2 protein-coding genes are annotated in these 13,100 nt (G+C 76.7%); both read left to right on the top strand.

Annotated features, from left to right (window positions below; translation table 11 throughout):
- Positions 1–2,938 (top strand): SDR family NAD(P)-dependent oxidoreductase (locus AB0O29_RS30985; protein WP_365158204.1); only part of this gene is annotated, 2,938 nt, incomplete at its 5' end.
- A 26-nt stretch (positions 2,939–2,964) separates the two neighbouring features.
- The coding region (locus AB0O29_RS30990) for a type I polyketide synthase (protein ID WP_365158206.1) at positions 2,965–13,100 on the top strand (10,136 nt) is incomplete at its 3' end.

A 13,100-nucleotide genomic window follows, 5' to 3' on the forward strand; every position in this document is an offset into this window, starting at 1 on the left:
GGCGAGGCTGGTGGCCGCGCGCGGCCGGCTGATGCAGGCGCTGCCCACGGGCGGTGTGATGGTGGCGGTCGAGGCCACGGAGTCCGAAGTCCGCGCGCTGTTGCCCGGGTTCGAGACCGAGGCGGGCATCGCGGCGGTCAACGGGCCGTCCTCGGTGGTGCTTTCCGGTACGGCGGAGGCCGTCGGACACCTCGTCGGGAAGCTTTCGGCCGAGGGCCGCAAGACCAAGCCCCTGACCGTCTCCCACGCCTTCCACTCCCCGCTGATGGATCCCATGCTGGCGGACTTCCGCAAGGTGGTGGAGGCGGTGTCCTTCGGCACCCCCGCCCTGCCCGTGGTCTCGACGCTGACCGGCGCGCCGGTGTCGGCCGAGGAGTTCTGCTCCGTCGACTACTGGGTGAGCCACGTCCGTGAGGCGGTCCGCTTCGCCGACGCCGTCGAGGCCCTGGCGGCCGAGGGGGCCGGCACCTTCCTGGAGATCGGTCCGGGCGGCGTCCTGACGGGGCTGGCCGCGGCCGTCCTGAACGGCACTCAGGCGGCCGTCCCGGTCCTGCGGGCCGGCCGGCCGGAGGAGACCGCCGTCCTCACCGCCCTCGCCCGCCTCCACGTCGAAGGCACTCCGGTGGACTGGACGGCCGTCCTCGCCGGCCGGGGCGCCCACCGCGTCGACCTCCCGACCTACGCCTTCCAGCGCGAGCACTACTGGCTGACGGCGCGGACCGCCCCGGCCGCCACCGCCCCGGCCGACGCGGCCGAAGCGGAGTTCTGGGACACCGTCGAGAACGGGGAACCGGAGGCCCTCGCCACGCGGCTCGGGGTGGCGGCCGGGGCGCCGCTCGACTCGGTGTTCGGCGCGCTCGCGGCCTGGCGCCGCGAGAGCCGCACCCGCGGCACCCTCGACGGCTGGCGCTACCAGGCGGTGTGGCAGCCCCGCACCGGCCTGCCCGCCGCCGCCCCCTCGGGCACCTGGCTGATCGTGGCCCGGGACGGGGCGACCGCCGAGCCCTACGCCCGGATGCTCCGGGACCGGGCCGCCACCCCCCTCCTCGTCACCGTCACCGACCCCGGCGCCGACCGGGCGACCCTCGCCGCGCTGCTGCGCGAGGCCGGGGCCGTGGACGGCGCACCGGTGGCCGGGGTGCTGTCCCTGCTGGCCCTGGACGAACGCGACCACCCGCGCCACCCCGGCCTGCCCGCCGGCCTCAACGCCACCGTCGCGCTCGTCCAGGCGCTCGGGGACCTGGAGGCCGAGGCGCCGCTGTGGTGCCTCACCGCCGGGGCCGTGGCCGTCGACGGTGCCCGCCAGGTCACCCGGCCGCTCCAGGCCCTGGTCTGGGGCCTCGGCCGCGCGGTCGCCCTGGAGACCCCGGCGCGCTGGGGCGGCCTGATCGACCTCCCCGCAGCCGGCGGCGACCCCGCCGCCCCCGACGAGCGGACGCTCGCCCGGCTCGCCGAGCTCCTCGGCGGGGCCGACGGCGAGGACCAGCTCGCGCTGAGCGCCTCCGGGACCCTGGTCCGCAGGCTGACCCGGATGCCCCGCACCACCACCGCCACCGGCCCCGACGGCGGCTGGCAGCCCCGGGGCACCGTGCTGATCACCGGCGGTACGGGCTCGCTCGGCGGGCACACCGCCCGCTGGCTGGCCGGAGCCGGTGCCGAGCACCTGGTCCTCGCCGGCAGGCGCGGCGAGGCCGCCCCGGGCGCTGCCCGACTCGCGGCCGAGCTGCGGGAGTCCGGGGTGCGGGTGACGGTCGCCGCCTGCGACGTGGCCGACCGGTCGGCCCTGGCGGCCCTGCTGGACGGCCTGTCCGCCGATCCCGCCCCGCTGACCGCCGTCGTCCACGCCGCCGGACTCCCGCAGTTCACCACCGTCGCGGAGACCACCCCCGAGGAACTCGCCGCCGTGGTCTCGGCCAAGGTCGCCGGCGCCGTCCACCTGGACGAACTCCTCTGCGACCGGGACCTGGACGCCTTCGTCCTCTTCTCGTCCGTGTCCGGCGTCTGGGGCAGCGGCAGCCAGGCCGCCTACTCCGCCGGCAACGCCTTCCTCGACGCCCTCGCCCAGCACCGCCGGGCCCGGGGGCTGAAGGCGACGGCCGTCGCCTGGGGCCCCTGGGCCGAGGGCGGAATGGCCGCCGACGGCGGCGCGGAGGAGTACCTGAGGCGCAGCGGACTGCCCGCGCTCTCCCCGGCACTGGCCGTCTCCGCCCTGCGGCTGGCCATGGACCGGGACGAGACCGCCGTGGTCGTGGCGGACGTCGACTGGCCGAGGTTCGCACCCTCCTTCACCATCGGCCGGCCCAGCGCCCTCCTCGCCGACCTGCCCGAGGCCCGGGCCGCGCTGGCCGCCGAAGCGGCCGGCGACGACTCCTCCGGCGCCGCCGCGCCCGTGGCGGCCGACCTCGTACGGGAACTGTCCGGCCTGGACCCGCAGGACCGGCACGAGCGGCTGCTGGACCTGGTGCGCAAGGAGGCCGCGGCGGTACTCGGCTACCCGGCCACCGACGCCATCGAACCCGACCGGGCCTTCCGGGACCTCGGCTTCGACTCGCTCACCGCGGTCGAACTCCGCAACCGGATGGGCGCCGCCACCGGGCTCCGGCTCCCGACCACGATGGTCTTCGACCACCCCACCCCGACCGCCCTCACCGACGGGCTGCTGGGCGCCCTCCTGCCCGAGGGGGCGGCGGACCGCACCCCGGGGGAGGGCGGCCCGGACGAGGACCGGGTCCGCCGCGCCCTCGCCACCGTCCCGCTGGACCGGCTGCGCGAAGCCGGGCTGCTGGAGGCCCTGCTGGGCCTGGCCGCCGGGGCGGCGGACACGGCACCCGCACCCCACCCCGAGCACGGGGAACCCGACACCGACACCGGTTCCGCCATCGCGGACATGGACGTCGACCACCTCATCGAACTGGCGCTGGGCGACAGCGAAGCCTGATCGACGGCCTGAGTACGGAGCACATCATGACCACATCGAACGACAAGATCGTTCAGGCACTGCGCGCCTCCCTCCAGGAGACCGAGCGGCTGCGCCGCGAGAACCGGAAGATGACGGCCGACGCCCGCGAGCCCATCGCCATCGTCGCGATGAGCTGCCGCTTCCCCGGCGGCATCGGTTCCCCCGAGGAGCTGTGGCGCCTCCTCGCGGACGGCGGCGACGCGATATCCGGCTTCCCCGCCGACCGCGGCTGGGACCTCGACGCCCTCTACGACCCCGACCCGGACAACGCCGGCACCTGCTACGTCCGGCACGGCGGATTCCTCGACGGCGTCGGCGAGTTCGACGCCGGGTTCTTCGGGATCTCCCCGCGCGAGGCCCTGATGATGGACCCGCAGCAGCGGCTGCTGCTGGAAACCGCCTGGGAGGCCTTCGAACGGGCCGGCATCGACCCGGCCACCCTGCGCGGCTCCCGCACCGGCGTCTTCGCCGGCACCAACGGCCAGGACTACGCCCGTCTCTCCACCTCCCCGGAGGACTTCGACGGATACCTCGGGACGGGCAACGCCGCCGCCGTCATCTCCGGACGGCTCGCCTACACCTTCGGCCTCGAAGGCCCCGCCGTGACGGTCGACACGGCCTGCTCCTCCTCCCTCGTCGCCCTGCACCTCGCCGCCCAGGCGCTCCGCAAGGGCGAGTGCGCCCTCGCCCTGGTCAGCGGGGTGACGGTGATGTCCACGCCCGGCGCCTTCATGGAGTTCAGCCGCCAGCGCGGGCTCGCCGCCGACGGCCGCTGCAAGCCCTTCTCGGCCGCCGCCGACGGCACCGGCTGGAGCGAGGGCGTCGGCATGCTGCTCGTGGAACGCCTCTCCGACGCCCGTCGCCACGGCCACCGCGTGCTGGCCGTCCTCCGGGGCAGCGCCGTCAACCAGGACGGCGCCTCCAACGGGCTGACCGCCCCCAGCGGGTCGGCGCAGCAGCGGGTCATCCGCCAGGCCCTGGCCGACGCCCGGCTCTCCGCCGCCGAGGTGGACGCCGTCGAGGCGCACGGCACCGGCACCTCGCTCGGGGACCCCATCGAGGCCCACGCCCTGCTCGCGACGTACGGGCAGGACCGGCCCGCCGGCCGGCCGCTGCTGCTGGGCGCGCTCAAGTCGAACATCGGGCACACCCAGGCGGCGGCCGGCGTGGCCGGCGTCATCAAGATGGTGATGGCGATGGAGCACGGAGTGCTGCCCGCCACCCTGCACCTCGACGAGCCGTCCCCGCACGTGGACTGGTCGGCGGGCGCCGTCCGGCTGCTGACCGAGGCCGTTGCCTGGCCGGAGACGGAAGGACCGCGCCGGGCGGGCGTCTCCTCCTTCGGGGTGAGCGGCACCAACGCCCACGTCGTCCTGGAACAGCCGGCCCCCGAACCGGCGCCCGAGCGGTCCGAGTCCGAGTCCGAGTCCGAGTCCGAGTCCGGCACCGAGACCGGCACCGAGACCGGCGCGGCCGCGGCCGCCGGATCCGGCCCGGCGGCCGTCCCGCAGCTGTGGCCGCTCTCCGCCCGCACCCCGGAGGCCCTGCCCGAGCAGGCCCGACGGCTCCTGGCGTACGTACGCGACAACCCGCACGCCGAACCCGCCGCCATCGGCCACGCCCTCGCCACCACCCGCGCCCGACTGCCCTACCGGGCGGCCGTGGTGGGCCGCGACCGGGACGAGCTGCTGGCCGCCCTCGACGCCTTCGCCCGCCGGGAGCCGACGGGCCGTGCCTTCGAGGGCCGGGCCCGCAAGACCAAGACGGCGTTCCTCTTCTCCGGGCAGGGCAGCCAGCGCCTGGGCATGGGGCGCGAACTCCACACCGCCTTCCCGGTGTTCGCCGAGGCCTTCGACAAGGCGTGCGCGGCCCTGGACCCGCACCTCGGACTCCCGCTCCGGGACGTGGTGTTCGGGGAGGACGGCGAACTGCTCGGCCGGACCGCCTTCACCCAGCCGGCGCTGTTCGCGGTCGAGGTGGCGCTGTTCCGGCTGGTCGAGTCCTGGGGCGTGCGCCCCGACTTCCTCGCCGGGCACTCCGTCGGCGAGTTCGCCGCCGCCCATGTGGCGGGCGTGCTCTCGCTGGAGGACGCGGCGAAGCTGGTGGCCGCGCGCGGCCGGCTGATGCAGGAGCTGCCCCCGGGCGGAGTGATGGTCGCCGTCGAGGCCGCCGAGGAGGAGGTACGGGCCCTGCTGGCCGGGTTCGAGGACCGGGCCGACATCGCCGCCGTCAACGGGCCCACGTCCGTGGTGGTTTCGGGCGCCGGGGACGCCGTGGCGGAACTGGCCGGGAAGCTCGCCGCCGAGGGCCGCAGGACCAAGGCCCTGACCGTCTCGCACGCCTTCCACTCCCCGCTGATGGACCCGGTGCTCGACGCCTTCCGCGCGCTCGTCGAGACCGTCCCCTTCGCCGCGCCGGCCCTCCCCGTCGTCTCCACCGTGACCGGCCGCCGCCTGACGGCCGCCGAACTGGCCGATCCCGAGTACTGGGTGGGCCAGGTGCGTGCCGCCGTCCGGTTCGCGGACGCGGTCGGGTACCTGGCGGACGCCGGCGCCTCGGTGTTCGTCGAGATCGGGCCCGGCGGCGTACTGTCCGGCCTGGCCCAGCCCCTGCTGGACGCGGACTCCGCGCACGCGGTACCCCTGCTGCGCGCCGACTCCGCCGAGGAAGCGGCCGCCGTGTCCGCCCTGGCCCGGCTGCACGTCCACGGGGTCCCGCTCGACCCGACCGCCCCGAGCGGGGACCGCGCCGGCCGCCCGGCCCTCCACGACCTGCCCACCTACGCCTTCCAGCGGCGCCGCTACTGGCTGGAGTCCACGGCCTTCTCCGGCCGGACCGCCGACGCCGCCCGGGAAGCCGACCCGGCGGAAGCCGGATTCTGGGACTCCGTCGAACGCGCCGACCTCGCCGCCTTCGCCGAGCGCCTCGGCCTCACGGACGACGCACCCCTCAGCTCGGTCCTGCCCGCCCTCTCCCTGTGGCGCCGCGACCACCGCGAGCGGTCCACGCTCGACGGCCGGCGCTACCGCATCGCCTGGCAGCCCGCCACCGCCACCGCCGCCGCACCCACCCGTCCCGCCGGCGGCTGGCTGGCCCTCGTCCCCGCCGCCCGTCCCGCCGACGACCCCTGGACGGAGGCGGCCCTGCGCGCCCTGGAGGAGCAGGGCGCGACCGTACGGCCCGTACCCGTCACACCCGGCACCGGCCGGGAGGAACTCGCCGAACTGCTGCGCACCGCCGCCCACGAGCACACCGTCGACGGGGTCCTGTCCCTGCTGGCCCTGGAGGAGGAGCCGCACCCGGCGCACCCCGTCCTGGCGGAAGGCCTCGCCACCACCCTCGCCCTGGTGCAGGCCCTCGGCGACGCGGGCGTCGACGCCCCCCTGTGGTGCGCCACCCGGGGCGCAGTCTCCACCGGCACCGCCGACCCGCTGCGCAGCCCCCGGCAGGCGGCGGTCTGGGCCCTCGGCCGGACCGCCGCACTCGAACACCCCGGCCGCTGGGGCGGCCTGGTCGACCTCCCCGACGCCCTCGACGAGCGCGCCGCCCGGCGCTTCGCCGCCGTCCTCGCCGGCGCCCACGGGGAGGAGGACCAGCTGGCCGTGCGCGGCGCGGGCGTCTTCGTACGCCGGCTGCTGCGCGCCCCCCGGAGCCGCACCGCGCCCTCCGAGCCCGCCACCCCGCAGCCGCACGGCACCGTCCTGATCACCGGCGGCACCGGTGCCCTCGGCGCCCACGTGGCCCGCTGGCTCGCCGGGACCGGAGCCCGGCACCTGGTCCTCACCAGCCGCCGGGGACCGGCGGCGGCCGGCGCCGACGCGCTCCGCGCCGAACTGGAGGAACTCGGCGCAAGGGTCACCATCGAGGCCTGCGACATCGCCGACCGGGAGGCCGTGGCCCGGCTGCTCGCCGGCCTGCCGCAGGACCACCCCCTCACCGGCGTCGTCCACGCCGCCGGAGTCGGCACCCCGGGCATGCTGGCCGACACCACCGCCGAGGAGTTCGCCGCCGTCCTCGCCGCCAAGGCGGCCGGCGCCCACCACCTCGACGCACTCCTCTGCGACCGGGACCTGGACGCCTTCGTCCTCTTCTCGTCGATCTCCGGCGTCTGGGGAGCCGCCGGGCAGGCCGCCTACGCGGTCGCCAACGCCTCCCTCGACGCCCTCGCCGAACACCGCCGCGCCCGCGGCCTCACCGCCACCGCCGTCGCCTGGGGCCCCTGGGCCGGCGGAGGCATGGTCGAGGACGGCGACGCCGAGGACCGGCTCCACAAGCGCGGACTGCCCGCCCTCACCCCGCCGTCTGCCATCGCCGCACTGCGCGCCGCCCTCACCGGGGACGAGACGGCCGTGACCGTCGCGGACGTCGCCTGGGAGCGCTTCGCCCCCTCCTTCACCCTGCTGCGGCCCAGCCCGCTGCTGCACGGAGTCCCCGAGGCCGTCGCCGCCCTCGCCGACGCGGCCGACGGCACGGCGTCCGACGGCCGGGGCGACGGCGAACTCCCCGAGTTCGCCCGCCGGACCGCCGCCCTCACCGGGCCCGAGCGGGACCGCGCCGTCCTCGCCCTCGTACGGGCCGAGGCCGCCGCCGTACTCGGCCACCCCGACGCCGGCGCGGTCCCGGCCGACCGGGCCTTCCACGAACTGGGCTTCGACTCCCTCACCGCCGTGGAGCTCCGCAACCGCCTCGGCCGGACGACGGGGGTCCGGCTCCCCGCCACCCTCGTCTTCGACCACCCCTCCCCGGCCGCCCTTGCCGCCCACCTCCTGACCGAACTGACCACGGCCGTCACCGGCCGCACCGCCGCCCCCGCGCCCACGGCCGCCGCCCGCGCCGCAGACGACGCCGAGCCCCTCGCGATCGTCGCCATGAGCTGCCGCTACCCCGGCGAGGTACGCGGCCCCGAGGACCTCTGGCGGCTCGTCGCCGAGGGCCGCGACGCGGTCGGCGGCTTCCCCGCCGACCGGGGCTGGGACCTGGACTCCCTCTACGACCCCGACCCCGACCGGCCCGGCACCACGTACGCCAGGGACGGCGGCTTCCTCTACGACGTCGCCGACTTCGACCCCTCCTTCTTCGGGATCTCCCCCCGCGAGGCCCTCGCCATGGACCCGCAGCAGCGGCTCCTGCTGGAGACCGCCTGGGAGGCCTTCGAACGCGGCGGCCTCGACCCCACCTCCCTGCGCGGCAGCGGAACCGGCGTGTTCATCGGCTCCGGCTACCAGGACTACGCCTCCCGCCTGCTGAGCGTCCCGCAGGACCTGGAGGGCTACATCGGCACCGGCAGCTCCGCCAGCGTCGTCTCCGGGCGCATCGCCTACTCCTTCGGCCTGGAGGGGCCGACGCTGACCGTCGACACCGCCTGCTCCTCCTCCCTCGTCGCCCTGCACCTCGCCGCGCAGGCCCTGCGGCGCGGCGAGTGCGACCTCGCCCTGGCCGGCGGCGTGACCGTGATGTCCAGCCCCAACGCCTTCATCGAGTTCAGCCGGCAGCGCGGGCTGGCCGCCGACGGCCGCTGCAAGTCCTTCGCGGCGGCCGCCGACGGCACCGGCTGGGGCGAGGGCGTCGGCATGCTCCTCGTGGAGCGGCTCTCCGACGCCCGCCGCAACGGCCACCCCGTGCTGGCCCTCGTACGCGGCTCCGCGATCAACCAGGACGGCGCCTCCAACGGGCTGACCGCCCCCAACGGCCCCGCCCAGCAGCGGGTGATCCGCCAGGCCCTCGCCAACGCCGGACTCACCCCGGCCGACGTCGACGTGGTCGAGGCGCACGGCACCGGCACCACCCTCGGCGACCCGATCGAGGCCCAGGCCCTCCTCGCCACCTACGGCCAGGAGCGTGACGGGGAACGGCCGTTGTGGCTCGGGTCCCTCAAGTCCAACATCGGCCACACGCAGGCGGCGGCCGGGGTCGGCGGCATCATCAAGATGGTCGAGGCGATGCGCCACGGCCTGCTGCCCAGGACCCTGCACGTGGACGCCCCGACCCCGCACGTCGACTGGTCGGCGGGAGCCGTCCGGCTGCTGACCGAGCCCGTCGACTGGAAGCCCGGCACCGAGCACACCCGGCGGGCCGCCGTCTCCTCCTTCGGGGTGAGCGGCACCAACGCCCACGTCATCATCGAGCAGCCGCCCGCTGAACCCCCGGCACCCGCGGAGCCCCGCCCCGAACCGAGGCCGGTCCCGTGGCTGATCTCCGGCAGCGGCCCCGAGGCCCTGCGCGAGCAGGCCGAACGCCTCCTCGACCACATCGAGCGCCACCCCGCCCTCGAACCGGCCGACGTGGCCCGCTCCCTGGCCACTTCGCGCGCCGCACTGGAACACCGGGCCGCCGTCCTCGGCACGCTCCGGGAGGACTTCCTGCCCGCACTCCGCGCCCTGGCCGCGAACGACCCGGCCACGGCGGGGGACCGCGTCATCACGGGCGCGGCCGGCTCCCGGCCCGGGACGGCGTTCCTGTTCTCGGGGCAGGGGAGTCAGCGGGTCGGTATGGGGCGTGAACTGTACGAGGTGTTCCCGGTGTTCGCGGACGCGTTCGACGCGGTGTGCGCGTATGTGGACGGGCATCTGGAGCGGCCGTTGCGGGAGGTGGTGTTCGGCGGGGACGTCGAGCTGTTGAACCGGACGGAGTTCGCCCAGCCGGCGTTGTTCGCGGTGGAGGTGGCGTTGTTCCGGCTGGTGGAGTCCTGGGGTGTGTCCCCGGACTTCGTGGCGGGTCATTCGATCGGTGAGTTCGCCGCGGCGCACGTGGCGGGGGTGTTCTCGTTGGAGGACGCGGCGAGGCTGGTGGCCGCGCGCGGCCGGCTGATGCAGGCGCTGCCCACGGGCGGTGTGATGGTGGCGGTCGAGGCCACGGAGTCCGAAGTCCGCGAGCTGCTGGCCGAGTTCAGGGCGGAGATGGGCATCGCGGCGGTCAACGGACCTTCCTCGGTGGTGCTTTCGGGCGCCGAAGGGGCCGTCTCCCAGGTGGTGGCCAAGCTGGCGGCGGAGGGCCGCAAGACCAAGCCTCTGACCGTCTCCCACGCCTTCCACTCCCCGCTGATGGCTCCCATGCTGGCCGGGTTCCGCGAGGTCGTGGCGGAGGTGTCCTTCGGGACCCCGGTCCTGCCGGTGGTGTCCACGCTGACGGGTGCCCTGGTGCCGGCGGAGGAGTTCCGCTCCGTCGACTACTGGGTGAGCCACGTCCGTGAGGCGGTCCGCTTCGCCGACGCCGTCGAGGCCCTGGCGGCCGAGGGCGCCGGAACGTTCCTGGAGATCGGCCCGGGCGGTGTGCTGACGGCCCTGGCCGCGGCCGTCCTGGACGGCGACCGGACGGCGGTCCCGGTCCTGCGCGGGGACCGGCCGGAGGAGACGGCGGTCCTCACCGCCCTCGCCCGCCTCCACGTCGAAGGCACCCCGGTGGACTGGACGGCCGTCCTCGCCGGCCGGGGCGCCCACCGCGTCGACCTCCCGACCTACGCCTTCCAGCGCGAGCGGTACTGGCTCGAAACCGGGCCCGCCGCCGGAGACCTCGCGAGCGCCGGGCTCGGCTCCGCCGGGCACCCGCTGCTGGGCGCCGCCGTCGCCCTCGCCGACGGCGAGGGCCTGGTCCTCACCGGCAGGCTCTCCCTCACGGCCCAGCCCTGGCTGGCCCAGCACCGGGTCATGGGGGCGGCCCTGCTCCCCGGAACGGCCCTGGTGGACCTCGCGGTCCGGGCCGCCGACGAGACCGGCTGCGACCGGGTCGAGGAGCTCACCCTCCACGCCCCGCTGGTCCTGCCCGCCCAGGGCGCCGTCCGGATCCAGGTCACCGTGGCCGGCCCCGACGGGAACGGGCGCCGGAGCGTCAGCGTCCACTCCCGGCCGGACGGGACCGGCTCCGAGGAGCCCTGGTCGGCCCACGCCACCGGCGTGCTCGCCCCGCCGGCCGGCGCCCCGACGGCGGAGGACCTCGTACCGTGGCCGCCCGCCGAGGCGGAGCCCGTCCCCCTGGAGGGCTACTACGAGCGCCTGACCGAACTCGGCTTCGGGTACGGGCCCCTCTTCCAGGGGCTCCGGGCCCTGTGGCGGCGCGGCGACGAGGTGTTCGCCGAGGTCTCCCTCCCGCAGGACACCGAGGCCGCGGGCTTCGGCGTCCACCCGGCGCTGCTGGACTCCGCCCTGCACGCCGTCGGCCTCGGCGGCCTGCTGCCCGACACCGGCCGGGGCCGCATCCCCTTCGCGTGGGGCGGCGTACGGCTGGAGGCGACCGGCGCCACCGAGCTGCGGGTACGGCTGACCTCGCCCGCCCCGGACACCGTGTCCCTGTTCGCCGCCGACGGCACCGGCCGGGCGGTCGTCAGCGTCGACTCCCTCGTCCTGCGGACCGTGACGGCCGAGCAGCTGCCCGCCGCCGGCCCCGTCGAGCACCAGGACGCCCTCTACCGGCTGGACTGGCCCGTCCTGCCCCTCGACCCCCGGGACGACGCCCGGGACACCGGCGGATCCCCGGCCCGGGCCGAAGACCACGAGGGCCTGCGCGCCCTCCTGGACGGCCTCGGCGGCCGGGACCGGCTCGCGGACACCGTCCTCGTCCCGGCACCGCGCGGCCCCATCGGCGCACCCGAGGCCGAGCGGGTCCACACCGTCACCCGGGAGGGCCTCGCCCTCCTGCGGACCTGGCTCGCCGACGAACGGACCGCCGGCTCCCGGCTGGTGCTGCTCACCGACGGCGCCGTCGCCCCCGAGCCCGGGGCCACCGTCACCGACCCGGCCCACAGCGCCCTGTGGGGGCTGGTCCGCTCCGCCCAGTCCGAGAACCCCGGCCGCCTGGTCCTCGCCGACCTGGCCGGCCCGCACGCCCCCGCTCCCGGCAGTCCGGAGGAAGGCCTGCTGGCGGCCGCGCTGGCCACCGGCGAACCGCAGTTCGCGCTGCGCGGCGCCACCGCCCACGTCCCGCGCCTGGCCCGCCGGAGCGCCGCCGACGCGCTGCGCCCCACCCCCGGTGCGGCGGGCTGGCGGCTGACCGCCGGCGCCCCCGGCGGCGCCGCCGGAACCCTCGACGCCCTCGCGCTCACCGAGAACCCCGCCGCCACCGCCCCGCTCGGCGAGGGCCAGGTCCGCATCGCCGTCCGCGCCGCCGGAGTCAACTTCCGCGACGCCCTGATCGCCCTCGGCATGTACCCGGGCGCGGCCACCCTCGGCAGCGAAGCCGCCGGAATCGTCGTCGAGACCGGACCGGGCACCGCCGGACTGGCGGTGGGGGACCGGGTGTTCGGCATGATCCCCGAGTCCTTCGGCCCGCTCGCCGTCGCCGACCACCGGATGGTGGCCCGGATGCCGGAGGGCTGGACCTTCACGGAGGCCGCCTCGGTGCCCGTCGTCTTCCTGACGGCCTACTACGCCCTGGTCGACCTGGCCGGGCTGCGGGCCGGGCAGACCCTGCTGGTGCACTCGGCGGCGGGCGGCGTCGGCATGGCCGCCACCCAGCTCGCCCGCCACCTCGGCGCCGAGGTCTACGGCACCGCCGGCCCCGGCAAGTGGGCGGCCCTGACGGCCGCCGGCGGCCCGGACGCCGACCACCTCGCCTCCTCCCGCGACCTCGGCTTCGAGGAGCGGTTCCTGGCCGCGACCGCGGGCCGGGGCGTGGACCTCGTGCTCAACTCCCTGGCCGGGGAGTACGTGGACGCCTCGCTGCGCACCCTGGCCGACGGCGGCCGCTTCCTCGAAATGGGCAAGACCGACGTCCGCGACCCCCGGCAGGTCGCCGAGGAGCACCGGGGCGCCGACTACACCGCCTTCGACACCATCGAGGCGGGCCCCGACCGGATCGGCGCCATGCTCCGCGAGCTCGTCGCCCTGTTCGACACCGGTGCCCTGCGGCCCCTGCCCGTCACCTGCTGGGACGTCCGCCGGGCCCCCGAGGCCCTGCGCCACCTCAGCCAGGCCCGGCACATCGGCAAGCTCGTCCTCACCGTCCCCACCGCACCCGACCCCGAGGGCACCGTCCTCGTCACCGGCGCCACCGGGGCGCTCGGCGGGCTCGTCGCCCGCCACCTGGTCGCCGAGCACGGCGCCCGCCACCTGCTGCTCACCAGCCGGCGCGGCGCCGCCGCCGACGGGGCAGCCTTCTGCTTACCGAGCCGCGCTGAGCAGCACCGACCCCGAGATGGTCGGCATCGGCG

Source organism: Streptomyces sp. NPDC089915, assembly GCF_040684675.1.
Classification (GTDB): Bacteria; Actinomycetota; Actinomycetes; order Streptomycetales; family Streptomycetaceae; genus Streptomyces.